This is a genomic window from Hyunsoonleella ulvae (assembly GCF_016827605.1).
Lineage (GTDB): Bacteria > Bacteroidota > Bacteroidia > Flavobacteriales > Flavobacteriaceae > Jejuia > Jejuia ulvae.
On sequence record NZ_JAEPJQ010000002.1, the window covers coordinates 64,953 to 91,482 of the forward strand.

20 protein-coding genes are annotated in these 26,530 nt (G+C 33.4%); 12 read left to right on the plus strand and 8 right to left on the minus strand.

The features are described from left to right. Positions 1–38: 38 nt before the first annotated feature. From JS605_RS06105 to JS605_RS06120, 4 genes are all read left to right on the plus strand, one after another. Entirely contained in the window at positions 39–728 is a 690-nt protein-coding gene (locus JS605_RS06105; protein ID WP_203256818.1) for an LOG family protein, read from the plus strand. A gap of 91 nt (positions 729–819) precedes the next feature. Beyond that, positions 820–3,651, plus strand: a complete 2,832-nt coding sequence (locus JS605_RS06110) for a gluzincin family metallopeptidase (protein WP_239000282.1) — start codon at positions 820–822, stop codon at positions 3,649–3,651. A gap of 158 nt (positions 3,652–3,809) precedes the next feature. Continuing rightward, on the plus strand, positions 3,810–6,221 hold the full coding sequence (locus JS605_RS06115; protein WP_203256819.1) for an alpha-ketoacid dehydrogenase subunit alpha/beta: 2,412 nt from the start codon (positions 3,810–3,812) through the stop codon (positions 6,219–6,221). 53 nt (positions 6,222–6,274) lie between these two features. Continuing rightward, positions 6,275–6,748 (plus strand): hypothetical protein, encoded by a 474-nt coding sequence (locus JS605_RS06120; RefSeq protein ID WP_203256820.1) that lies wholly within the window; start codon positions 6,275–6,277, stop codon positions 6,746–6,748. A gap of 37 nt (positions 6,749–6,785) precedes the next feature. Here JS605_RS06120 and bshA read toward each other — a convergent pair whose 3' ends face one another. From bshA to JS605_RS06135, 3 genes are all read right to left on the minus strand, one after another. Continuing rightward, entirely contained in the window at positions 6,786–7,922 is a 1,137-nt protein-coding gene (gene bshA / locus JS605_RS06125; RefSeq protein ID WP_203256821.1) for an N-acetyl-alpha-D-glucosaminyl L-malate synthase BshA, read from the minus strand. Positions 7,923–7,934: 12 nt separating this feature from the next. Then, entirely contained in the window at positions 7,935–10,847 is a 2,913-nt protein-coding gene (locus JS605_RS06130) for a glycoside hydrolase family 3 N-terminal domain-containing protein (protein WP_203256822.1), read from the minus strand. Between the two features lie 185 nt (positions 10,848–11,032). Then, positions 11,033–12,694, minus strand: a complete 1,662-nt coding sequence (locus JS605_RS06135; RefSeq protein WP_203256823.1) for a sodium/sugar symporter — start codon at positions 12,692–12,694, stop codon at positions 11,033–11,035. A gap of 142 nt (positions 12,695–12,836) precedes the next feature. Here JS605_RS06135 and JS605_RS06140 point away from each other — a divergent pair, with 142 nt between their 5' ends. The 8 genes from JS605_RS06140 to JS605_RS06175 all read left to right on the plus strand — a co-directional run bounded on the left by JS605_RS06140 (position 12,837) and on the right by JS605_RS06175 (position 21,307). Further along, a complete protein-coding gene (locus JS605_RS06140) occupies positions 12,837–13,829 on the plus strand; it encodes a GntR family transcriptional regulator (RefSeq protein ID WP_203256824.1) in 993 nt (330 codons plus the stop codon). Positions 13,830–13,840: 11 nt separating this feature from the next. Then, on the plus strand, positions 13,841–14,725 hold the full coding sequence (locus JS605_RS06145; RefSeq protein ID WP_203256825.1) for an aldose 1-epimerase: 885 nt from the start codon (positions 13,841–13,843) through the stop codon (positions 14,723–14,725). Between the two features lie 11 nt (positions 14,726–14,736). Further along, on the plus strand, positions 14,737–15,885 hold the full coding sequence (galK, locus tag JS605_RS06150; protein ID WP_203256826.1) for a galactokinase: 1,149 nt from the start codon (positions 14,737–14,739) through the stop codon (positions 15,883–15,885). 31 nt (positions 15,886–15,916) lie between these two features. Next, complete coding sequence (locus JS605_RS06155) at positions 15,917–16,939, plus strand: UDP-glucose--hexose-1-phosphate uridylyltransferase (protein ID WP_203256827.1); 1,023 nt, start codon at positions 15,917–15,919, stop codon at positions 16,937–16,939. Positions 16,940–17,131: 192 nt separating this feature from the next. Then, positions 17,132–17,866, plus strand: coding sequence for a carboxypeptidase-like regulatory domain-containing protein (locus JS605_RS06160; RefSeq protein WP_203256828.1), 735 nt, complete (start codon positions 17,132–17,134; stop codon positions 17,864–17,866). Between the two features lie 42 nt (positions 17,867–17,908). Next, positions 17,909–18,709, plus strand: coding sequence for a peptidase associated/transthyretin-like domain-containing protein (locus JS605_RS06165; protein WP_203256829.1), 801 nt, complete (start codon positions 17,909–17,911; stop codon positions 18,707–18,709). A 60-nt stretch (positions 18,710–18,769) separates the two neighbouring features. Beyond that, positions 18,770–20,335 (plus strand): hypothetical protein, encoded by a 1,566-nt coding sequence (locus JS605_RS06170; RefSeq protein ID WP_203256830.1) that lies wholly within the window; start codon positions 18,770–18,772, stop codon positions 20,333–20,335. 303 nt (positions 20,336–20,638) lie between these two features. Beyond that, positions 20,639–21,307 carry an ATP-binding cassette domain-containing protein gene (locus tag JS605_RS06175; RefSeq protein WP_203256831.1) on the plus strand — a complete coding sequence of 223 codons (669 nt, stop codon included), beginning with the start codon at positions 20,639–20,641 and terminating at the stop codon, positions 21,305–21,307. 10 nt (positions 21,308–21,317) lie between these two features. Here JS605_RS06175 and JS605_RS06180 read toward each other — a convergent pair whose 3' ends face one another. Genes JS605_RS06180 through JS605_RS06200 form a run of 5 tightly spaced genes read right to left on the minus strand, consistent with a single transcriptional unit; the run spans position 21,318 to position 26,528 of the window. Beyond that, entirely contained in the window at positions 21,318–22,169 is an 852-nt protein-coding gene (locus JS605_RS06180; RefSeq protein ID WP_203256832.1) for a PPK2 family polyphosphate kinase, read from the minus strand. Between the two features lie 44 nt (positions 22,170–22,213). Beyond that, the gene (locus JS605_RS06185; RefSeq protein ID WP_203256833.1) at positions 22,214–23,377 is read right to left on the minus strand and encodes a sigma-54-dependent transcriptional regulator; all 1,164 of its coding nucleotides are present in this window, start codon (positions 23,375–23,377) and stop codon (positions 22,214–22,216) included. Positions 23,378–23,381: 4 nt separating this feature from the next. Next, complete coding sequence (locus JS605_RS06190; protein ID WP_239000283.1) at positions 23,382–24,260, minus strand: DUF6268 family outer membrane beta-barrel protein; 879 nt, start codon at positions 24,258–24,260, stop codon at positions 23,382–23,384. 13 nt (positions 24,261–24,273) lie between these two features. Next, positions 24,274–25,212 (minus strand): mechanosensitive ion channel family protein, encoded by a 939-nt coding sequence (locus tag JS605_RS06195; RefSeq protein WP_203256834.1) that lies wholly within the window; start codon positions 25,210–25,212, stop codon positions 24,274–24,276. Beyond that, on the minus strand, positions 25,212–26,528 hold the full coding sequence (locus JS605_RS06200) for an ABC transporter permease (protein ID WP_203256835.1): 1,317 nt from the start codon (positions 26,526–26,528) through the stop codon (positions 25,212–25,214). Before JS605_RS06200 ends, JS605_RS06195 begins: the two co-directional genes overlap by 1 nt. Between the last annotated feature and the right edge of the window lie 2 nt (positions 26,529–26,530).

Consider the following 26,530-nt stretch of genomic DNA (forward strand, 5'->3'; position numbering starts at 1 on the left):
AAATAAATACCCGAAAAGGGCATACAAACACTATAACAATGAGAAAAGAACAAAGACATAAAAGCTGGAATGAAATAAAAACTAATGATTCTTGGGCCATATTTAAAATTATGGGAGAATTTGTTTCAGGGTTTGAGAAAATGAGTAAAATTGGGCCGTGTGTTTCTATTTTTGGTTCGGCCAGAACAAAACCAGAAGATGAATACTACCAGCTTACCGTTAAAGTTGCTGAAAAAATTGTAGAATCAGGGTATGGTGTTATCACTGGCGGTGGACCAGGAATTATGGAAGCAGGAAACAAAGGTGCACATCTGGGAGGAGGAACCTCGGTTGGATTAAATATAGATTTACCTTTTGAGCAACACGATAATCCCTACATAGATACTGATAAAAATTTAGATTTCGACTACTTTTTTGTACGCAAAGTCATGTTTGTAAAATACTCGCAAGGGTTTGTAGTTATGCCCGGTGGTTTTGGTACTTTAGATGAGTTATTTGAGGCCATGACACTAATACAAACCCATAAAATTGAAAAATTCCCAATCATACTTGTTGGGAAAAGCTTCTGGCAAGGACTAATAGACTGGATTAAAGCCACCTTGTTAGAAAAACATGGGAACATTAGTGCAAAGGATATAGATTTAATGCATATCGTTGATACTGAAGATGAAGTCATAGAAATTTTAGATGAATTCTACCAAAAATCAAGCTTAACACCAAACTTCTAAATTACCATAACATCTAATAATTAAGCGTTCATCATATAATTCATTATATTGCCGTGCCTTGTAACAAATCTTATAAACTATAAATTACAATTTGAAGTTCAGGTTTTTAACTTACTTATTACTTCTAACTTATTCTGCAATAAGTTATGGCCAAAATGCAATCGACATCAAAGCTGAATTTGATGTTGAACAAAGGCTTATTACCATATCTCAAGTTATTACTTATAAAAACACTTCAAAAGACACCCTAAAAACAATTTACTTAAACGATTGGAGTAATAGTTATGCTACGAAAAAAACAGACTTAGCCATACGGCTGGCTGATGAATACATCAATAAGTTCCATTTAGCAAAAAAAGAAGAGCGAGGGTTTTCTAACATAACCACAATACTACAAGGTAAAGACAGTTTATCTTTTACCAGATTAAAACATCAAATTGATGTGGTAGAAGCTACCTTGTTAACCCCTGTTTTACCACATCAATCTTACTCCATACAACTCAACTATACCGTTAAGCTACCAAGTGATCAATTTACAAGCTATGGTTATACCAAAGAAAATAATTTTAACCTAAGGTATTGGTACATTACCCCTGCTGTTTTTAATTCTGATTGGCAGTATTTTAGCAACAAGAATTTGAATGATCTATATATACCAATATCCGATATAAATCTTGAGCTTAAATACCCTAAAGACTACAAGTTAACATCAGAGTTAAACGTTATAAAATCTTCTGATAGTGATGGCTTTACCACTACGTTATTACAAGGAAAGGATAGAAATAACAATAAGTTACATCTCAGCAAAAATTCAAAGTTCAAATCCATTAAAAATGAGGAGATTGAAATAGTTTCTGATTTATATGACAATGACCTACAAGTAGTTGATAAGGTTCTAATTAACGATAAAATCATTAATTACATTACTGATAATCTGGGAGCATATCCTCATGAAAAACTATTACTCACAGAGATTGACAATACCAATGATCCTGTTTATGGTTTAAACTCCCTACCTAAATTTCTACAGCCTTTTCCTGATACATTTGAATATGAAATGCGTTTACTTAAAGTAGCATTACATAATTACCTCGAAAATGTTTTATTGGTTAACCCTAGAAAAGACCATTGGTTGCTTGATGGAATACAGATATATTTCCTAATGAAATATGTTGAAGAGCATTACCCTAACATGAAATTTTTAGGAAAACTGGCCGAGATATGGGGCATTAGGTCTTTTCACGCTGCTGATTTACATTATAATGATAAGTATAAGCTTGGTTTTATGAGTATGGCAAGAACCAACAGAGATCAGCCATTGGCAATGCAAAAAGATTCCCTGCTAAAGTTTAACAGCAACCTAGCAAACAAATATAAGGCAGGTATCGGATTAAAATATCTAGACGATTTTATCAACCATAATGTATTCGAAGACGCTGTAAAACCATTTTTAAAGGCAAATCAACTCAAACCAACATCATCCAAAGACTTTGAAACTTTTTTAAAATCTAGAACCGAAAAAAATATAGATTGGTTCTTTGAAGATTATCTAAAGACTCGAAAAAAAATAGATTTTAAAATAAAGAAGGTTAAAAAGACAGACGATTCCATCACTTTAACCATCAAGAACAAGCGTAATAATAGCATGCCCGTATCATTATATACGCTAAACAATGATAGTATCATTTCTAAATATTGGGTTGAAGACATAGAGCAACAAAAAACCTTTACCATACCTAGAAATGATGCAAACAAACTAGTACTGAACTACGATAATGCTGCTCCAGAAATTAATTTAAGAGATAACTGGAAGTCGCTCAAAGGTTTCTTTTTTAACAATAAACCATTACAGTTCAGGTTGTTTCAAGATGTAGAAGACCCCAATTACAATCAGGTATTTTTTATGCCTATAGTTGAGTTTAACAATATTTATGACGGACTTAATTTGGGAGCCAAAGTATATAATGCCACTTTACTTAGAAGAAACCTGAAATATAAAATACAACCACAATATTCATTAGGCTCAAAATCAATAACAGGTGGTGCTTCTGCTTTCATGACCCATTATCTCGAAAACCGAGATTTATTTGCAGTTACTTATGGAGCGAGCTACTCCTACAGGTCCTATGCTGAAGATTTATTTGTAAGTCGCATTATTCCCTCTATTGCGTTTTCATTTAGAGAAGATGACGATTTTAGATCGAACAAAAGGAAACTGCTACGCTTGAGATTTCTAGATTTTAATAGAGATAAAGATCCTCTAAACCCAGATAGTAGTGATGAACCTAACTATTCGGTTTTTAACGCACGTTACATACACTCTAACGACAACCTGATAAACTTTAGTAAATGGTATGCAGATTTTCAGGTAGCCAGAACCTTTAGTAAGGTATCGTTTAACTACGAATTCAGAAAGCTTTTTGAAAGCAACAGGCAACTCAACGTAAGGTTCTTTTCAGGGATTTTCCTAGATAATAGCAATAGTAGCGATTCCAACTTTTTTAGTTTCGCATTAGACAGACCCACTGATTATCTTTTTGAATATAATTATTTGGGACGCTCTGAGGCTTCTGGAATTTTTAGCCAACAATTTATTGAGGCAGAAGGTGGATTTAAATCCAAGCTAGAAGTACCTTTTGCAAATCAATGGATGACCACTACCAATGTAAGCACAACGCTTTGGAAATATATCCTAGCTTACGGCGACTTTGGATTAGTAAAGAATAAATTTAACCCAGCAAAATTTGTTTACGATTCGGGAATTCGTATTAATTTAGTAACAGATTATTTTGAAATTTACTTCCCTGTATACTCCAACTTAGGTTGGGAAATTGCACAACCAAACTACGATCAGAAAATTCGTTTCAGGTTTACCGTGGACCCTGAATCCTTATTAGGACTCTTTAGAAGACGCTGGTATTAACATATTCTTTTATATTTTGCGGTTTTATTGAAAATAATAAAAAATATTTTCTATTTCACTTTCAAAATTACATTTTTAGCATCTTTTTAACATCTGATTTAATTGCAAAATCTACTAGAATTTCGTAATTTTGCATGCGCTTATCAACCAACCAAAACATGCAATCACTAACAGACTTGAAAGACAACATATCCTTTGATGATTTTAAAGCTGAAGTCTTAAAAGACTACAAAGTTGCAATTACAAGTAGAGAATGTAGTTTACTAGGAAGGCGAGAAGTGCTTACAGGAAAAGCGAAGTTTGGTATTTTTGGCGATGGTAAGGAAGTTCCACAATTAGCTATGGCAAAAGCCTTTAAAAAAGGAGATTGGCGCTCTGGCTATTACCGTGACCAAACTTTTATGATGGCACTTGGAGAACTAACCGCAGAACAATTCTTTGCGGGTCTTTATGCCAATACAAACTTAGATTTAGAACCAATGTCGGCAGGAAGACAAATGGGAGGACATTTCGTTACCCATAGTCTAGACGAAAACGGCAATTGGAAAGATTTAACAAGTCAATACAATTCTAGTGCAGACATCTCCCCTACAGCAGGACAAATGCCTCGACTTTTAGGTTTAGCACAAGCCTCAAAAATTTTTAAGGAGTTAGAGCATATTAATGCACCTAAATTTTCTAAGAATGGAAATGAAGTAGCTTGGGGAACCATTGGAAATGCAAGTACAAGTGAAGGTTTGTTCTTTGAAACCATAAATGCCGCAGGAGTATTACAAGTACCAATGGTTACAAGTATTTGGGATGATGAATATGGAATTTCAGTACACGCTAAATACCAGACTACCAAAGAGAATATTTCAGAAATCCTTAAAGGATTCCAAAGAGATAAAGATAATAAAGGGTTTGAAATCCTTCGTGTTAAAGGGTGGGATTATGCAAATTTAGTTGAAACCTATATGGAAGCTGGTGCAATTGCTAGAAATGAACATGTGCCAGTAATTATTCATGTCACTGAGCTCACACAACCTCAAGGGCATTCTACGTCAGGTTCACATGAGCGGTACAAAACTGGGGAACGTTTGCAATGGGAATCTGAGCATGATTGTAACAAAAAAATGCGTGAATGGATTATTGAAAACAATATAGCTACAAATGAAACCCTCATAGACATAGAGCGTACCATTAAACGCGAGGTAAAGCAACAAAAAAACAAAGCGTGGAACACCTTTTTAGCTCCAATTGAAAAAGAGAAAAACGAACTTGTTAGTTTGATGCAAGGGCTTTCAAAATCAAGCACTAACGGTGTTTTTATCTCAAAACTAAAAGAGTCTTTAGAAACCATAAATGAACCAACACGAAAAGATATTTTGTCTCATGGGCGAAAAGCGTTACGTTATGTTATCGGGGAATCAACTACAGAAAGTACAATTTTAAAGAACTGGATAAACGAACGTTTTGAAAACGTTCAAAATGACTTTAGTTCGCATTTATATTGCGAAACTGATAAATCTGCACTGCATGTTACTGAGGTAAAACCTGTCTACAATGATGATGCAGAATTAGTAGATGGCAGAGTCATTATCCGTGATAACTTTGATGCTATTTTTAGCAAACATCCCGAAGCATTAGTTTTTGGCGAGGATACGGGAAATATCGGAGATGTAAACCAAGGGTTAGAGGGCTTACAAGCTAAATATGGAGAACTACGTATAGCAGATACTGGTATTAGAGAGGCAACCATTATAGGTCAAGGTATAGGGTTAGCCTTAAGGGGGCTGCGTCCAATTGCTGAAATTCAATATTTGGATTATATCTTGTATGCGATTAATGTAATAAGCGATGATTTGGCTACAACACATTATCGTACAAAAGGAAGACAAAAAGCCCCTCTGATTATAAGAACTCGCGGACATAGACTAGAAGGCATCTGGCATTCTGGCTCGCAAATGGGAGGAGTATTACATCTTATACGAGGCGTTATGGTTTTGGTTCCTAGAAATATGACCAAAGCAGCAGGCTTTTACAATACACTACTAGAAAGTGACGATCCCGCTTTAGTTGTTGAGTGTTTAAATGGCTATAGATTAAAAGAACGTCAACCTGCAAATATGGGGAATTTTAAAACCCCAGTTGGTGTAGTAGAAACTACTAAAGAAGGCTCAGATATTACACTAGTATCTTATGGATCCACATTACGATTAGTTGAAGAAGCGGCAAAACAGCTCACTACCGTAGGAATTGATGCAGAAGTAATAGATATACAATCATTAGTTCCTTTTGACATACATCATGATATTGTAAAAAGTATTGCCAAAACTAATCGTGTAGTGGTAATTGATGAAGATGTTCCAGGCGGTGCCTCTGCATATATAATGGATAAAATTCTTAATGAACAAAATGCATTTCAGTTTTTAGATAGTGCTCCTAAAACCCTATCAGCCAAAGCGCATAGACCAGCATATGGCAATGATGGCGATTATTTCTCAAAACCTTCAGCTGAGGATATTTTTGAATCGGTTTATGACGTTATGCACGAACTAAACCCTACTGATTTTCCTAAATTAAGATAAGTATATTTGTTTCATCACTATACAATCTTCTTTTATTGTAACCAGAATTACATATGAAAGCTACTAGTCTTCCAGAAATAAAAAAAGAATTAAACACGCTTTCGAGTCAAGAACTACAACAATTATGCCTACGTCTGGCCAGATTTAAAAAAGAAAACAAAGAGCTACTTACTTATTTATTGTTTGAATCTCACAGTGAAGATGGGTATATTCAAACCATAAAAAACTTTATGGATGAAGAGTTTCAACTCATAAATACAGATAGTTTCTATTACATAAAAAAGAGTATTCGCAAAATATTACGAAACGTTAAAAAGTTTATTAGATACTCCCAAAAAAAGGAAACTGAAGTAGAACTTTTACTGTACTTCTGTAATAAATTAAAGCATTTTAAACCTAGTATAAAACGAAGTACTCAATTACAAAATATGTATCTCCGTCAGATGGTATTGGCTAAAAAAACCATCTCTAAATTGCACGAAGATTTACAATATGATTATAATGTGATGCTTGAAGATTTAGAGTAAAACACAAAGAGTTAATAATCTATTAATTACCAAGGGTTTACAAAACCAAACATTTAGATAAAGTATCTTCGTAAATAGCTTCATATTGAGGCACTATAGCATGTAAATCAAATTTTTCTGCTTGCTTTTTAGCATTAACCTTAAAAGTCTCAAGCCTTTGTTCATCACTTAAAATATGTAACGCATTTTTTACCATATCATCAATATCTCCTACATCACTTAAAAACCCTGAAAACCCATCTATATTAACCTCAGGGATTCCCCCTGTGTTACTGGAAATAACTGCAACTCTTGATGCCATTGCCTCTAAAGCAGCCAAACCAAAACTCTCGGTTTGCGAAGGCAATAAAAATAAATCACTAAAACATAATATTTTATCGATCTCGTTACTTCTACCAAAGAATATTACCTTATCTAAAATACCTAAATCACTGCATTGTTGCTCAACCTTTTCTTTTTCAGGTCCTTCTCCAATAAACATCAATTTAGCTGGTATTTCTTTTTGGATCCCATAAAACACTTTTATTACGTCTTGAACGCGTTTTACTGGTCTTAAATTACTAATGTGTGTTATAATTTTTTCTTCATCTGTTGCCATCATACCACGTTGACAATCTGTAAAGCTATGATTGTACTTATCTAAATCAATAAAATTAGGTACAACATGAATGTCGTTCTTTATATCAAACAATCGCAAGGTATCATCTTTCAGACTTTGCGAAACAGCTGTAACAGCATCAGATTTATTGATACTAAATGTTACCGCTGGTTTGTAGAAAGGATGACTTCCTACTAATGTGATATCTGTACCGTGAAGCGTTGTTACGATTGGTAGATGGACACCTTCTTCTTGTAGCATTTTTTTTGCCATATATGCAGCATAGGCATGAGGTATGGCATAATGCACATGTAAAATCTCTATATTATGCAGCTTTACCATATCTACCAGCTTACTGGATAGTGCCAACTCATAAGGTTGATAGTGGAATAATGGATATTCTGGGACATTAACCTCGTGGTAATGCACATTATTACTAACAAGCTCTAAACGTACTGGTTGATTGTAGGTTATAAAATGAATTTCATGTCCGCGTTTAGATAATTCTAATCCTAGTTCTGTAGCAACAACACCACTACCTCCAAAGGTAGGGTAACACACAATACCTATCGTCATATTTTTACTCTATTAATCAATAATTGCTTCATAAATAAAGCGTTGAATTTCTGTTCTTATATTTTCTTTTAACAAGCGATTATGGCCTGCATGCGGATATGTTCTATTAGCTAAAAACACATATACTATTTCCTCTTCAGGATCTGCCCAAGCATAAGTTCCTGTAAACCCTGAATGTCCAAAACTTGTCATAGAAATACAACCACATGTTGGTCCTTCATCTTCTAGTTGTGGTTTATCAAAGCCTACCCCTCTCCTATTATCATTACCGCAATAATAACAGGTATTAAATTTATCGATGGTAACGGGGCTTAAATAACGTATACCTCCATAAAAGCCTTTTTGCAAATACATTTGCATAATTTTTGCTACATCATTGGCATTACTAAACACTCCTGCATGACCTCCTACTCCATTCTGCATTGCAGCTCCCATGTCATGCACATATCCTTGTACTTTTTGGTGGCGGTAATAATCATCAACCTCTGTTGGTACAATATGTTGATTGCTTATCCTTCTGTAAGGGTTGTACATCGTATAATTTGCTCCAAGAGATTGATAAAAATGTGTCTGCACCAACTCATCAAGCCCTTTGTCGTAATGTTTCTCAATAAATTTCTTTAAAATGTAATAGGGAAAGTCGCTATACCTGTAACGTAAACGCTCTAAAAGCTCAGACTCTTTTATTATTTTCTGTATAGAATCCTGATAATCAGACCTTAAGTATAAATTTTTAGCAACTTCAATATTGAATTTTTTACTTTTTTCGGTACGATAATATTTTTTACTGGGACGTTTGGTCACTGTATCCAACGTATGGTAATAAAATGGCTCCCAAGGACGAAGCCTAGCATAATGCGATAGCATTTGTTTTATAGTAATATCTGCTTTATTAGAGCCTTTGTAGTCTGGCAATAATTCAGATAAAGTACTATTTAAAGAGAGCAAACCTTTTTCCTCTAATTCCATAACCAAAGGTAAAGTTGCCAAAATTTTAGTTAAGGATGCAACATCATAAATATCATTTGAAGCTACTTTCTCTTTGCCTTTATAGGTGTGCTTCCCAAAATTCTTATTATAGATTACCTTACCTCTTCTTGCAACTAACAATTGAATTCCTGGAGTCATCATAGAATCTACAGCAACTTTAGCAATGGAGTCTATTTTCATTAATCGCTTTGAACTTATCCCTACACGCTCAGGTAAAGTATACCCCAATCGCTTTATAGCATTGTTTTCAATACCTTCTCCTGCTTTAAAAGAGGAACCTATTGATACAGGTAATTTTCCTCTGGACGGAATTGCACCAAAGATAAGTTGTGCAGATTTTTGTTGTGTAATTTTGTTGTTTTGATAGTTAACCACTACACTTTCTATATTTTCAAAAGTCTTTATATCATCTAAGGCATATGGTTTTACAAATACACTCAATATTACATCATGAGTTCTGGCTATTTCATATAACCATACTAACTCTTCAGTAGTGAATTTATATGATTTCCATGGGTTATCATCAGAACGATGAAATCCTATAATTACAGTGTTATAAGACTGTAATTTGTTCATTAGTTCATCAAGTTTATCAGCTTTTACATGGTGTACTTTTGTATATTTTTTTAACTCATTAAAAAATGGCCTACCATCATCATCGCCTAAATTAACATAAGCTAGTGTTTTTGTTTCTAGACGTTTTAGAGGCACTAAGTCTGATTTGTTTTTAACTAGCGTAATAGCATTTTCATACAATGTTTCAGATAGGATATCATCTTCTAAACGATTTAAATCTTTAGCTAAACCATACAAGCCTACAGGCTCATAATTATGGAGCCCTACCTTATATTTGGCCATTAATATTTTTTTCACTGAATGTGCTAGTCGCTCTTCTGTTATTTCTTTATTATTATAAGCTTCAATTATTTTTGACACACCTATCTGAACATCCTCAGACATCAACATTACATCATTTCCTGCCTTAAAAGCTGCCAAATCTATATCGCCGGTATCACTAAAATCCGCAGCACCTTTCATAGTTAGGGCATCAGTAAAAATAAGTCCTTTAAAACCAAGAGAGTCTTTTAAAATATCAGTAACAATATGTTTTGACAGTGATGATGGGGAACCTTCTCTAGATTCTAAACTCGGCACATTTAAGTGCGCTACCATTACACTAGACAATCCTTTAGGAATTAACTTTTTGTATGGATATAATTCAATGGAATCAATACGCTTTGCATTAAAATTAATTGTTGGTAAAGTAAGGTGCGAATCTGCTTCCGTATCTCCATGTCCTGGAAAATGCTTTGCATTTGCCAATACACCGGCACTCTGCATACCCTTCATAAAAGCCAGAGCTTTTTGGGTTACATTATCCCTATCTTCTCCAAAAGAACGGTTGCCTATAATAGGGTTTTTAGGATTAGTATTTATGTCTACAACTGGTGCAAAATTAAAATGTACCCCTAAACGTTTACAATGCTCTCCTATATGCCTACCTGTTTGCTCTACCAATTTATCATCCTTAACAGCTCCCAGTGCCATATTGTATGGAAAAGCATATGTGGAATCTAAACGCATACTTAAACCCCACTCTGCATCCATACCTATAAGCATTGGTAGCTTAGATATTGCCTGCAATTCATTGTTTAACTTAGCTTGCCTGTACGGGCCACCATTGGAATATATAATACCACCAATATGGTGTTTATGTATGAGATTAACTATCTTGTTTTTAGTTGCTGCATCTTGATTGGACATGACTTGAACCATGTACAATTGCCCTATCTTTTCTTTAAGGGATAATGTATTATAAATACTATCTACCCATTTGGTTTGGGCTTCCGCATCAGTAGTTACTAATGGATGTGTAGATTCTTGTGCACTAACAACACACGATACTATACATAGGATATAAAAGATATGGCGCATAGGGGATTAATTAAATGTGATTATTGCATGTATAATTAATAATCATGCCAAAATACTACTTTTAAAAAAAAGAGGAAAATACTTTGAGGTTGTTTTAGTTATCAAACATACCTTTCACGATTAAAATTGCAAAAGCCTCACAAATTGTGAGGCTTTTGCATAACTTATAGTTTACCATTTTGGCATTACCAGAATTTAGTATACAAAAATGCTAAAATTAACATTACAACAAAAGAACCAATATTAAATAACGGAGTTGTTTTGAAAAGGTTTTTTGAGAAATGAATGCCTTTTTCATCATCTTTACCTTTATTGTTCAAATAGCTAGCTATTATAATAACCATGATGGACATTAACGTAGAAATACCCATTTGATGCATCCATGGTGCTAGCCAGGTAAATGCATCCACTTTTTGAGGTAAAACCTTTAAAATAAGAGCAATTGGAATAGATAATATAGCTCCCCATATAGCACCAGAATTTGTAGTTTTTTTCCAAAACAGACCTAATAAGAATACTGCTAAAATACCTGGACTTACCAGTCCTGTATACTCTTGAATATCCTGAAATACCTGATCTGAACCTTCTAGCATAGGTGCTATTAAAACAGCTATAACCAAAGCTAAGGCAGCAGTAATTCTTCCCACATTTACAGTTTTCTTATCATTTGCATTTTTATCAAAATATTGTTTGTAAATATCCATTGTAAATATAGTAGATGTTGAGTTCAACATTGAAGCTAATGATGACACTACAGCAGCTGCTAGAGCAGCAAATGCAACTCCTTTAAGCCCCGTAGGCAAAAATTGAAGTAACCAAGGATAAGCTTTATCCGCTTTTTCTACTGATGGTAAGTTCATTTGTCCTATTTCCCCAAGGCGAGACATAATTTCCGGATCATTAACCATTACATAAGCTGCGATACCCGGAACTACAACAATTAATGGTATTACTAATTTCAATGCTGCTGCCAAGAGAATACCTTTTTGAGATTCCTTCAGCGATTTGGCAGCTAATGTTCTTTGAATAATGTATTGATTAAAACCCCAATAATAAATATTTGCAACCCATAATCCTCCAATCAACACCCAAATTCCAGGTAAATCTAAATAATTTTTATTCTTAGTGCCATCACTATTAAACTCATCTAAAACCATATGGAATTTTTCAGGAGCAGCATCAATTACCATATTAAATCCTTCAACTATTCCTTGTCCACCTGAAACTGTATTTAATGCTAAATATGTAGTAACTATACCACCTAAAACCAAAAACACAACCTGTATAACATCTGTCCATGCCACTGCAGATAATCCACCATATAACGAATACGCCGCTGCAAATAATGCTAAACCAATCATGGCGTAAACAATATCCACCCCTAAGATAGTTTGAATAGCCAAACCTCCCAAATACAATACAGTAGTTAAGTTTATAAAGACATATAATCCCAACCAGAAACAAGCAAGTATTGTTTTTAGAGTTGTAGAGAAACGCTTCTCAACAAACTCTGGAATAGTGTACAACCCTTTTTCTATAAATATTGGCAAAAAGTACTTACCTACTATAATTAAAGTTAACGCCGCCATCCATTCATAAGAAGCGATAGCTAATCCTAACGCAAAGCCAGAACCCGACATTCCTATAAACTGTTCTGCTGATATATTTGCTGCAATAAGCGAAGCCCCTATGGCCCACCAAGGTAGAGATTTACTGGCTAAGAAATAGTCCTCTGCGTTTTTTTGATGTCCTTTTTTATCTCTAGACACCCATAAGCCTACTCCTAAAATTAAAATGGCGTAAGCAATAAAAACCACATAATCCCAAGTATCAAATCCTGAAGTCATAATTGTATTAGTTAGTTTAGTTAAGCTTTCAAATATAATAGATTTAAAAGTGAAAATGTCAACTTAAAACTAAGTTCTCCAAACCCAACTAGTAGGGTCTAGTAGGTTTTAAAAAATTATTCGTATTTTTACCTCCACTTTTATGATTAAAATCAACAATAAAATAAGTACTCCTAAGTATCAACAGATTGTTTTTTCCATAGAGAAAGCTATCCTAGAAGGAAAATTGAAAAAAGGAGACCAAATACCCTCTTTAAATGCTGTTAAAGAAAAGCACAGCTTATCTAGAGATACCGTTTTAATGGCTTTTAATGATTTAAAAAGCCGAGGGGTTATTCAATCTGTAGTTGGAAAAGGGTATTATGTTACCAGTGAAAATATTACAGTAAAACAAACAGTATTTTTACTATTTGATGAACTAAATTCCTTCAAGGAAGATTTATATAATGCGTTCATCAATAACTTAAATGACAGTTTTAAGGTAGACATTTATTTTCATCACTTTAACCCTGATGTATTTAACAAGATAATAGAAGATAACATTGGCAACTATAACAACTATGTCATAATGCCTGCCAATCTAAATGACACCCATCATGCTTTAAAAAAATTACCACATGAAGATGTTTATATTTTAGACCAAATGCCTGAAGAATTACAAAGCTACTCTGGTATTTATCAAAATTTTGAAAAGGATATCTGTCAAAATTTAGAAAAAGTAACTTCTCATATTAAGAAGTATGACAAATTAATTTTGATCTTTTCATCTAAAAAACAACCAACTGGTATGAAAGAGGGTTTCATTAAATTCTGCAAACATCATGATTTATACTATTCCATCTTAGAATCCATGAAAGACAAAACTCTGGAAAAAGGTGAATTATATATTGTACCAGAGGACAAACAACTACTTCGCATCATCAAAAAAATGAAATTAAAACAATACGCCTTAGCCAAAGACATAGGAATAATTTCATACAATGACACATTGTTAAAAGAAATCGTTGAAGGCGGTATCACTACAATTTCAACAGATTTTACCGCTATGGGAGAGCGTTTGGCAGAAATGATACAAAATAACACAAACCAACATATAGAAAATCCAAACCGCCTTATTTTAAGGCATTCACTTTAAAAATTTACTCAGTGTACCACATCAACTACAACAAGACATTAAATATTTTAGAAATTACAAACCCAGAAGCTTCTGTTTATGGTAAAATTTATTTGGAGCAAGGCGCTAGTCTTCAAGAACTAACATTAAATAACCATGAAATTATTCAGGACCTTAGCCCTTTACCCTACAGTGACACTTATGCGTCTTCCATTTTGTTCCCCTTTGCAAATAGGATAAAGGATGGAGAATATGAGTTTGCAGGAAAAACGTATCAGTTTGAGAAAAACCAAGCAGAAGAACAAAATGCATTACATGGTTTAGTATATAACAAAACCTTTCATGTAATTAATGAAGAAACCACTAAAGATAAGGCTTCCATAACATTGGAATATGTTGAACAAAATACTGCTATTGGATTTCCATATACCTATAAAATTAGGGTTGAGTATGTTTTTGCACAAACATTGGTAGATGTAAAAATAACTATTGAAAATACTGATACAAAAGTATTCCCTTTTACTGTAGGATGGCATCCTTATTTTACAAGTTCCAATCTTTATGAAAGCCATGTAAGTTTTGATAGTACTGAAAAAATAACTTTAGGAGATCGTAATATTACTACTGGAACAGAATCCATAAATAACAATGATACGATTCAAATAAAAGATAGTTTTTTTGACGATTGCTGGATATTAAACTCTGATAATGTGGTGTTTAAAACACCCGATTACAACCTAAAATTTAATGCTACTGGCAATAATAATTTTGTACAATTATACACCCCCCCAAGACAAAACACTATAGCCATAGAGCCTACTACAGGCGTTTCTGATAGCTTTAATAACAAAATAGGATTAAACACTTTAGAGCCAGGTAAAACATACAGCATTACATGGTCAATAAAAATAAAATAATAAACAAACCAATGAATACTGCACTAATAAAAGACGTAAAAAATAAATTCATTAAAACCTTTAAGGCAGACCCGCTTCTAATTTTCTCACCTGGTAGAATAAACATTATAGGAGAGCATACTGATTATAATGATGGGTTTGTATTTCCTGCTGCCGTAGACAAAGGCATCGCCGCAGCAATTCAAAAAAGTGATTCTGGCTACTCCACAGCGATTGCACTAGATTTGGATAGCACTGTTGAGTTTGAACTCGATAAACTAAAGCCATCTAAAGAGGGGAATTGGGAAAATTATGTATTTGGCGTTGTAGCCGAAATACAAAACAGAAATATCGTAGTTGGAGATTTTAATATAGTTTTTAAAGGTAATATTCCTAGCGGAGCAGGCATGTCTTCATCAGCTGCACTAGAAAACAGTGTGGTTTATGGATTAAATGAGTTATTCGATTTGGGCCTATCTAAACACGACATGATTTTAATTTCACAAAAAGCAGAACATAACTATGTTGGTGTAAAATGTGGTATCATGGATCAATATGCCAGTATGTTTGGTATTAAAAACAATGCGCTGCATTTAGATTGTAGATCTGTGGAGTCTAAGCCGTATGAAATAAACTTTAAGGACCATCAGTTAATGCTTATCAATACAAATGTAAAGCATAGTTTATCAGATAGTGCCTATAACGACAGACGCTCTGCCTGCGAAAATATTTCAGAATTATTAGGCATAAAAGCACTTAGAGATGCTACTGAATCAGACTTAGAAAAAGTAATAGATAAAGTAACGCCAACCAACTATCAAAAAGCTCTTTACGTTATCCAAGAAAATGAACGTACTCTAAAAGCAGCTCAAGCGATTGAAGATGGCGACTTAGAAAAGTTAGGAATGTTAATTTATCAATCCCATGCTGGTTTGTCTGACCAATTTAAAGTAAGCTGTGATGAATTAGACTTTTTAGTAGCTCAAGCCAAAAAGAACAAAGATGTTTTAGGTGCAAGAATGATGGGAGGAGGTTTTGGTGGCTGCACCATTAACCTTATAGCAAAAAGTGAAGCGAAAAATTTTGCGGATACAGCGTCTAAAGCATATAAGAAAAAATTCGATAAAGAATGCTCTGTGTACTTTATTGAATTATCAGATGGAACACACATAGTAAACTAAATAAAAACGCAACAATACTGTATTCTAAAAAATGGAAAGTTCATATTTACAAGATTACTCCCATAAACGTTTTAATATTTTAACTGGAGAATGGGTTTTAGTCTCTCCCCATCGCGCTAAACGCCCATGGCAAGGGCAAAATGAGGTTGTTAACAATGACAAACGACCTGAATATGATGAAAATTGCTATCTCTGTCCAGGGAATACCAGAGCCAATGGAGAAGTAAATCCTAACTACGAAGATGTTTTTATCTTTAATAATGATTTTGCTGCATTACAAAGCGACTCCCCTGAATTTCAGGTTAATGACGGTCTTTTAATTGCAGAAAGTGAAACAGGCATCTGTAAAGTAATTTGCTTTAGCCCAGATCACTCCAAGAGTTTAGCAGACATGTCTCCCAAAGAAATTAAAAAAGTAGTCCATGCATGGCAAAAAGAATATAATGAGTTGGGTAAAAATCCAAAAATAAATTACGTTCAAATCTTTGAAAATAAAGGTGCCGTAATGGGATGTAGCAATCCGCACCCACATGGACAAATTTGGAGTCAGTCTACCCTACCAAACGAGGTACATAAAAAGAACACCCAACAGTTCAACTATTTTTCTAAAAACAAAAGTAGTTTGTTGGGCGATTATTTATTGCAAGAACTAGATAAGAAAGAACGTATTATCTATGAAAACGAGAGTTTTATAGTACTTGTACCCTTCTGGGCTGTTTGGCCTTTTGAAGCCATGATTGTTCCCAAAAGACATATGGCTAGCATTTCTGAAATGGTAGAAGAAGAAACATTGCTATATGCAGAAGCAATAGCTGTACTGACAAAAGCTTATGACAAAATTTTTAATACATCATTCCCGTATTCAGCAGGTATACATCAATCCCCAACCGATGGTAATGATAATTCGCATTGGCATTGGCACATGAGTTTTTACCCTCCACTACTAAGAAGTGCCACAGTTAAAAAGTTCATGGTAGGATACGAAATGTTTGGTACACCACAACGAGATATTACACCAGAGAGTGCTGTAAAAATGATAAAAGCCTTGTTGTAAACTGCTAAATAACTTATCCAGTAAAACCCGATAACGTTAAAAAGTATCGGGTTTTACTTTTTTGTGTTAATAGTTAGCTAAAATCACTGTTAAAGTATCTTAATATGGGAGTTACTGTTCTACAAAAAACTTTTATTTGAATGTTACTAGACATCCAAACTCGTGAAATATCTCATTCTATATCTCTTCCCATTGAGTATTTTTTCTCAACATTTAAAAGGAAAAGTTTACGATCAACAATCTACCGTAAAGGGCATTAAAGTATACAATATAAGCAAGCAAATAAAAACATATACTGATGATGCGGGAGAATTTTCTATTGCAGCTTCTGTGAATGATACTTTATTGTTTGAATCTCTATTCCACAATCCAAAGCAGGTTAAATTAAAACCAACAGACTTTGAAGACATCGTAGTTTTTGAACTAAAAAAGACAATTAATGAATTGGGAGAAGTATTATTAAACAATAATGATGCTAAGACATTTAATGCAAAAACATATACAAACGCTACGGGGCTTCAACTTGCAAACGATATAAAAAACAATCCACACTTGTATAAGCCAGAGTCTGCCTATACAGGCGGTGCAAACATATTAGGTATAATAGGTATGGCTATACAACTATTTAAAAAGAAGAATAAATACAAACCCCAGCCTATTGAATACATAAACTATAAGCACCTAGATTCCTTATTCAAAAACGATGATTTTTTTAATTTAAGATTATTACATCAAGATTTAAGAATTCCAGAAACGTATGCACACCTATTTCTAGATTACTGTGAAACTAAAAGTCTGAATAAAGAACTAATTTCCGAAGAAAACAAGGTTGTTCTGCTAGATTCATTAGTAGAATTTAGTAGGGAATTTTTAAAAATCACTAAAAATCATAATAGCGCTAAAGATTCGTTATTGATAAAAAATTAATAGCAGAACCATTCTTCAACTTAAAAATGATATTTTTATCTAATGAATCATTATTACCATAAATCCTACATTATCTACCATTTTATATTAAAGTATATCTTTTTATTTTTACTCCCAATAAGCATATTCTCCCAAACCATCAATGGTAAAGTTTACGATAACGAGTCTACTGTAAAAGGTATAAAAGTTTATAATATCAATCAAAAAATATTAACCTATACCAATAATGAAGGAGACTTTACGATTTCTGCAATTGTTAACGACACACTGTTATTTGAATCCTTATTTCATCATACCAAAATGATAAAGTTAAAGGAGAGTGATTTTAATGATATTGTGGTTTTTGAATTAAAAAAGTCTCTAAATGCACTTGGAGAGGTTTTAATAAGTGATGATAACGAAGATTTTAACCCGCTTGAGTATACGCAAAATGCAGAAAGTGCCCTGGAAAGGGATATGAAAAACAATATGCAACTATATATTCCTGAGTCTTCATATTCTAGCGGGATGAATTTTGTTGCCATTGCAAAAATGATAGGAAAGCTGTTTAAACGGAAAAATAAAAAACAACCTGTTACTTATATAACCCAAAAAGATCTCGACTCTCTTTTTAAACAAGACGACTTGTTCAATTTAAAATTATTACAAGACGATTTAAATATACCAGAAAAATACGCTCTGTTATTTCTAGACTATTGTGAAACTAGAAATATCAACAAAGATTTAATACTTAAGGAAAATAGGGTAATTTTACTAGATTCTATGGTAAATTTCAGTAAAGACTTTTTAAAAATTACAGAAACCTTTGAGACATCTAAAGACTCATTGTATCTAAAAAACTAATATTATACTAATTCTTCGTTTCAAAAGTTATATTTTTATCCATAATTTTTTTTAGACAGAATGAAACGCCTCTCTTACTTTATACTTACCATTTGTTTTTTAATGTTTTGGAGTTCCTGCAGAAAGGATTTTGAGTTTTCGGCAAGTACAGGAAGTTTAGAATTCTCTAAAGATACCGTATACTTAGATACCATTTTTACAAACATAGGTTCTAGCACCTATAATTTAAAAGTATATAATAGAAGTGATGATGATATTGTTATCCCTACCGTACGATTAAGTTTGGGAGAAGCTTCCCAATACCGTTTAAACGTTGATGGTATTACGGGAAAAACATTTGAAAATATTGAGTTACTTGCAAATGATAGCCTATTTATTTTTGTTGAGACTACTGTAGATATTAATAATTTCCCTAACCCAGATGGAGAGTTTTTATATACCGACAAACTTGAATTTGATTCTGGAGCTAATCTACAGGAAGTAGAGTTAGTTACATTAGTTAAGGATGCTATTTTTATTTTTCCAGATAGAGACAATACCACCAAAATTGTAGAAACGCTAACGTTGAATATTGACAACGAGCAAGTAGAAACCAGTTTGCAAGGGCGAGAATTACTTCCTGAAGAGTTAACCCTAACAAATGAAAAACCCTATGTTATTTATGGGTTTGCTGCAGTGCCAGAAGGAGAAACCTTAACCATTGAAGCTGGAGCCAGATTACATTTTCATGAAAACTCAGGTATTATAGTCCAATCTGGCGCTTCCATAAATGCAAATGGCGCACTAAGTACAGATCAAGAACTATTGGAAAATGAAGTTATTATGGAAGGTGATAGGTTGGAGCCAAATTTCGCCGACAGGCCAGGACAATGGGGCACCATATGGTTATTGGATGGCAGTATAAATAATACATTTAATCATGTAACTATAAAAAATGCATTAGTAGGTATTTTATGTGATGGTAATGCTGATGCTACGGAGGATAAATTGGCTATTACTAATTCCCAAATCTATAACTCAGGAAGTTTTGGCATACTTGGCAGAAATACTTCCATATCTGGAGAAAATTTAGTTGTAAATAATGCAGGACAATCTTCTTTGGCAGTAACTTTTGGGGGGAAATATAATTTTACACATTGTACCATTGCTAACTACTGGCAAGGTGGACCAAGACCATTACCTGCACTCTTAGTCAACAATTTTATTGTAGCCGACGAAGAAACCGTTGTTGTTACAGACTTAGTTGAAGCTAATTTTAACAATTGCATTATTTATGGCAATGATAACCCTGAATTTTTATTAGATGAAGTTGAAGACAACGACGTTGATTTTAACTTTAAATTTACAAATTGCTTGGCTCGTTTTGATGATAGAAACAATAATTTTACTGATCCTAATTTTGACTTTGATAATACTACGTTGTACGAAAACATGATTTTTAATCAAGACCCTAATTTTAAGGATCCCAGTAACAATATGTTAATTATTGGAGATGATTCTGCTGCCAACGGACAGGGCAACTCAACTTTTGCAAGTCAAGTGCCTAATGATATTTTAAATGTTAGCAGAACTGCGAGCCCAGATTTAGGTGCTTACCAGCATATTACGTTTCCTGAGGAAAACTAAATAATTACATTCAAGATTTGTATCATAGAGCCTTTTTTAGATTTTTTATTGACATAAATATCTTTAATGTTCCTTTTTCATTAATTTTTGCTTTTTCATCTGGTATCTTATGGAGTTTAATTATTTTCTCTTCATTTGGGATTTTTATAGGAGTTTTGGGGTATAGAACATTTAAAAAAAATCAGTATTATGGCTATTATAATCTTGGTTTTACCAAAATGAGCCTATTGTTAAAAGTCTGGTTAATTAATCTCATTATTTCTTTAACCCTATTGTTAATTCTTGTAACATTTTAATAAAGAAATGAATTCATTAAAAATTACAAATCTTAACAAATCATTTGGCAAAAAAGTTTTACTAAAAGATATCACATTAGATTGTTCTACTGGAGAAATAATTGGAATTTTTGGTAGGAATGGGACAGGAAAATCTACTTTATTAAAACTTATTTTTGGCACGGTTAAAGCCAACAACTTACAAATAGCAATAAACTCCCGTAATATTGCACAGCGAAATATTATTTCATCAAAGAGGATAGGTTATTTACCTCAAGAAACTTTTTTACCTAAGGAATTAAAAGTAAGACAAATAATCCCTTTGTTTTTCCCTGAGGGAAACGATCAGGACAAAATCTTTTATTCCCCTCAAGTAGCTAGTTTTGAAAAAACAAAAGTTGGAAAGTTATCTTTAGGGCAACTTAGATATCTTGAATTACTAATTATTGGAAATCTTAACCATCAATTTTTAATGTTAGATGAACCCTTTTCTATGATAGAACCTCTTTACAAAGATTTTATAAAGGAATTATTAATCAAGCTAAAAGAAGTAAAGGGCATTATAATAACAGACCACTATTACAATGACGTTCTTGAAATAGTAGATAAAAGTTTTATCATCAAAAATGGAACTATGAAAAAAGTATTGAGCAAAAACGATTTAGTTAAGTATAAATACCTAAAATCAGAACATTAATCGGAGATATCTACTCTCCCTCTAACTGCGCCTTATACAAATCTAAATTAACTTTAGTTTCATCGTCTAATTCAGGCTCCTTGATATCATCGTATTGCTTCAAAGTATCTAATAGTATTTGTGCCACAATTAATCTGGCACTGGGTTTATCATCAGCTGGAATCATGTACCAAGGTGCATGCGGTTTAGAGGTTTTATTGATAGCTTCCTCATAACACACCTGGTATTCATCCCAAAGTTTACGCTCTTTTAAGTCTCCAGCAGAGAACTTCCAGTTTTTTTCCTGTTTTCTTAAACGCCTTAGCAAACGGTACTTTTGTTCATCTTTAGATAGGTTTAAAAAGAACTTAAAAATTAAAGTGCCATTTTCTGCCACGTGTTTTTCAAAATTATTTATCTGTTCAAAGCGTTTTTCCCAAAACGTCTCATCAACAGCATCTACTGAATCTACGCCAGGTATATTTTCTCCCATAATATAACCGGGATGTACTCGTGTTACTAAAACATTTTCATAATGAGTTCTATTAAAAACACCAAATTTGCCTCTTGCTGGCAATGCAATATAGTGTCTCCATAAGTAATCATGCTTCAGTTCTAATTCCGTAGGCACTTTAAAACTATGCACTTCCACTCCCCTAACATTAAAATCTTTAAATACCTCTCTTATTAAACTATCTTTTCCTGCGGTATCCATACCCTGTATGCATATTAAAACCGCATATTTACCATGCGCATATAATGTGTCTTGAAGTTCTCCCAGCTCTCGTCTGGTTTGTTTTAGTTGTTTCTTGGCATCTTCTATAACCACTTTAGTTTGAGTGTTTTCTAATGCAATTGGCGTTGTTACTTTGTAGTTATTCATATTTTAAATATTAGGTAGAGCTTATAAAAGTAAAAAATAGCATATTATTTAGAAGCAAATAATTTTACATCTTGCTCACTAACCTCAGACCCCCCAAGAATTATTAAGCGCTCTATCACGTTTCTTAATTCACGAATATTTCCAGTCCAGTCGTAATCCTGTAATAGCTTTGTGGCTTTGTCAGAGAAGTTCTTTTGGGCTGTGCCTTGTTCGTCTGAGATCTTCTTAGAGAAATGCTTAATTAACAGAGGTATATCATCACGTCTATCATTTAAAGCTGGTACTTTAATTAAAATTACCGCTAATCTATGGTATAAATCCTCTCTAAACTTACCGTCCTCTATTTCCTTTTTCAAATTTTTGTTTGTAGCTGCTACCACACGAACATCAACCTTTATATCTTTATCGCTTCCCACGCGCTGAATCCTACTTTCTTGTAAAGCACGAAGCACTTTAGCTTGGGCAGACAAACTCATATCCCCTATTTCATCCAAAAAAATAGTACCGCCATTAGCTGCCTCAAACTTACCAGCCCTATCCTTGTTGGCGCTAGTAAAAGCCCCCTTTACATGACCAAACAATTCACTTTCAATTAATTCACTGGGGATAGCTGCGCAATTTACCTCTATCATGGGGCCTTTAACCCGTTCGCTCTTTTCATGTAACCAATGGGCTACTAGCTCTTTTCCAGTTCCGTTAGGTCCGGTAATTAAAACACGTGCATCAGTAGGAGCAACCTTATCAATCATCTCTTTAATTTGAGTAATGGAATCGCTCTCCCCTATCATCTCATATTTTTTACTTACTTTTTTCTTTAGAATCTTATTTTCTACCACAAGTTCCTTTCTATCTAAAGCATTTCTAACGGTATTTAACAATCTATTTAAATCTGGTGGTTTAGATATATAATCAAAAGCACCTAAACGCATGGTATTTACGGCAGTGTCTAAATCCCCATGCCCTGATATCATCACAATAGGAGTTTCAGGTTTTATCTTTCTAGTGGCTTCTAAGACCTCTACGCCATCCATCTTTGGCATTTTAATATCGCACAACACTAAATCAAAATCTTCCTTTTTTATTTTTTCCATTCCAGCTAAACCATCTTCGGCTTCTTCAACCTCGTACGTACTACTTTCCTCAGAAAGAATTTTAACCAGTACGCGCCTTATGGCAGCTTCATCTTCAATAATCAATATTTTTGGCATATTCTCAAATTTTAAATTTTATTCCCGTTCTTAAATAAAAGGCATTTATCTCGTCTAATTTAAAAACTTCATCTCTATTTTCATTACGTAATACGTTATTTAATCTAAATGTATAGCCAGTATACAAATACCCTACCAAATTTTTAGTAAATAGGTATTCATAACCTAGCCCTCCTACAGCTACTGATAGTGAAATATGATCGACTAAATCGCCGTTAACAGGATATTTCTCCTGTATATGGGCCAAATAACCATCAAGCGCTACAAATGCTTGCAAATTATTTTTAGTATTTATAGCGTATTTTAAATTTGATTTTGGCACACCAGCGTTAAAACTCCAACGGTGGTTTATATTTCTAAAATAACTTACAAATGGTAATGGAAATGGTATCCCCGTAGTTGCATTATATGTTAACCCCAAAATGAGACGGTAAGGGCGATTTATATCTTCAGCTTTAGTTCTATCGTTTATAAAAAACACCCCTCCATTTAAGAAAAAATCATCCATACTTAAACTCGTTGTAAGTGTGGATGAGATTCTTGGATTAAAATTTAAACCTACACGCCATGTATCTTTCCACTTAAAAGTATACCCGAGATTTAAATCTATTATATGAATTCTGTCTAGCGCTGATGTATCAAAGGGATAATCTTCTTCTAAATTCAAAATAACCCTGTTATATTCAGCACCAACAACTAAATAGCAATCTTTTTTAGTTTCAATAGGATAGTTAAATAATGCTCTTAATCTGTTATAATTATCCTCCGAATTACTCTGTGGTATAAAAGAATACTCTAATCTGGCGATATCAGTTAATTGGCAGTGCCCGTGCTGTATTCCCATTAAAGACAGCAACAAATACAACATATACCTATATAGCATACTGTTCCTTGACTTATTTATCTTCTGAAGGTTTTGAAACAATATGGATATCACGTTGTGGAAATGGAATTTTAATGTCGTGTGCTCTAAATAAGCGGTCTATTTCAAATCTTATATCACTTTTCGGAATTACTCCTATAAAACTATCATTAAGCGTGAATACCAATTTAAATTCCAGAGCACTATCCCCAAAATTTTCGAATAATACCAAGGGGGCTGGATGTTTTAGTACCATGTCATGAGAATCGGCTGCTTTTAGCAATACATCTTTTACCAAATTAACATCACTACCATAGGCCACACCAACCGATACACTCTCTCGTGTTAGCTTACCATTTTGGGTCCAGTTATATAGACTATTGGTTAGGTATTGATGATTAGGGATAATTAGTACTTTATTATCTATGGTAACCGCTCTTGTGGTCCGTAATTTTATTTCTTCAACACGCCCTACTTTCCCCTCTAATTCTACAATATCGCCAACTTGAACAGAACGGTCTATCAAAATAAAAATCCCAGAAATAATATCTTGAAAAAGGGTCTGTAGAGCTAAGCCTATACCTATTAATAACGCTGCTGAAGCCGCAAAGATAGCTGTGATATTAAAACCACTAGCGTCCAACACTACCAGCATTACTACAAGATATATAACCCATCGTGTAAAGGAAAACACTGTATTGAACTTAACCTTATCTTCTTGTGGTAGCCTTCTGGTAACTATTTTTTTTACCCACCTTAACAAAAAGGTAGTAAGTATCATTACCAAGATAACCAAAAGTAAATATTTTACCCTGAGTACTATTTGATGTGCATCAGCTCCTGTACCATAGGTAAAATCTACAATTTTAAAATTTAGAAACTCCTGGATTGCTTGTCCTACAGAGGAGTCTTGCAATACCTCTTCTATAGCGCCTACTTCACTTTGTATGTTATCCTTAGATGTTTCTTGCATTAGTATTTTATCCACTTTAAAAGTTCCTTGTAAGTAGGTTTTTTACCATACATTAAAATACCTACTCTATAAATTTTTGCAGCAAACCAAACTGTAAAAATAAAAGTACCTATTAATAACCCTAAAGATAGTAGTTGTTGCCAAATAGGTACACCAAAGGGTATACGCATTAGCATAACTACTGGGGAGGTAAAAGGTATAAATGAAAACACCGTGGATACTGTTCCATGTGGATCTTCTATTACCGTAAAAATACCAATGTACACCGCTAAAATCAAAGGCATTAAAATAGGTAACATAAATTGCTGCGTATCGGTCTCATTATCAACCGCAGCGCCAATAGAGGCATAAAGCGAACTGTATAATAAATACCCACTAATAAAAAATAATATAAAGGCAATTATGAGATTAGTTAATGGTAAATTGAAAAAACTCTTTATCCCTTCAAGAAAATCAGCATTAAATCCAGTCTGATTAATTAGTTGATCCATAATATCTTGCTGAGGGGTTCTAAATTGACTTATATCTATTCCTAAAATAAGTGAAAGCACTAAAATAAATATGCTACCCAAAATTAACCAAATAGCAAATTGCGTAAGTCCCGCCAAAGAGGTTCCAATAATTTTACCTAACATTAATTGTACAGGTTTTACTGAAGACACAATAACTTCAATAATCCTACTGGTTTTTTCTTCTATAACACTTCGCATAATCATATTGCCATAAATAATGATAAACATAAACAGCAAGTAACCAGCTGCGCCACCAAAAATAAGTTTGATGATGCTATCTGTTTTAGATGATGTCTCACCAGCAAAATTCTCTTGAAAAATATCTACTTTTACTTTTGATGCTTCTATTTCGTCGACATCAATACCAACATTTTTATAATTAATTAATGTTAGATGCTTTTCTATTTTATTTTCTAAGTTAGGTATTGTAGATATTGACGGAGACTCTTCTGAATAAAATTTTATTCCTTTTGATAAGGTTTCTATATTTGAAGCATCTTTTATATGTAATAAACCATATCCTGAAGTTTCTGTTACCAACGTTTTGGCATCTTCTAAGGACATGTCGTCATCTAAAAAATTATAAGTGGTATTATCAGTACTTTTGAAGATATCTTTCACTTTGCCAGATTCATCCAAGATTGAAATTGTTCGCACCTTGTCTTTATTTAATTGTGATAAATAAGCGACAATACTTATAAAAGCAATCATGATAATAGGACTTAAAATTGTCATTATTATAAAGGACTTATTCTTAACCTTAGATAAATATTCACGTTTAATGATAAGTGGTAAATGATTCATAA